Origin of the sequence: Aquabacterium lacunae (assembly GCF_004310865.1) — a bacterium.
Lineage (GTDB): Bacteria > Pseudomonadota > Gammaproteobacteria > Burkholderiales > Burkholderiaceae_C > Aquabacterium > Aquabacterium lacunae.
On the sequence record NZ_SIXI01000045.1, the window covers coordinates 1 to 587 of the forward strand.

The 587-nt window shown below is 65.4% G+C and carries 1 protein-coding gene; it reads right to left on the reverse strand.

The genetic code is table 11. From position 1 onward, the window contains the following. The coding region (locus EYS42_RS16935; protein WP_130969389.1) for an Ig-like domain-containing protein at positions 1-587 on the reverse strand (587 nt) is incomplete at both ends.

Consider the following 587-nt stretch of genomic DNA (forward strand, 5'->3'; position numbering starts at 1 on the left):
TCACGCCACCCTTGCCGTCGTCGATCAGCACGGTGAAGACGTCTTCACCGTTGTAGTTCGGCGCCGGGGTGTAGGTCCAGCTGCCGTCGGTATTGACCGTCACGGTGCCGTGTTGCGGCTGCTTGGCGGTGTCGGTGCTCAGGGCGTAGGTGGGCTTGTCGCCGTCCACATCGGTGGCCGTGACCGTGCCAGACACCGGGGTGTCTTCATTCGTGGTGGCCACGAACTTGTTGGTCACCGGGTCGAACTCGGGGTCTTCCGGGTTCGGGGTGGGCAGGTCATTCTTCGGCGCAATGGTCACCGTGATGCTGGCCTGCTGCGGCACCGAGCCCGGCTGGCCGTCGCTCACCGTGTACGGCACGTCGAAGCTGCCGTTGTAATCCTTGACCGGCGTGAACTCCAGCGAGCCATCGGGCTTCATGCTCACCGTGCCCTTGCCGGCAATCACCACCGGCTGCGTCACGCTGATCGGCTGGCCGTTGACCGTCAGGATGGTCAGCGGGTTGTTCTCCGGGTCGGTGTCGTTGGCACGCGGGTCGAAGCTGAACGGCGTGTCTTCATCGCCGCCGACCACGTCGTTGCGCGCC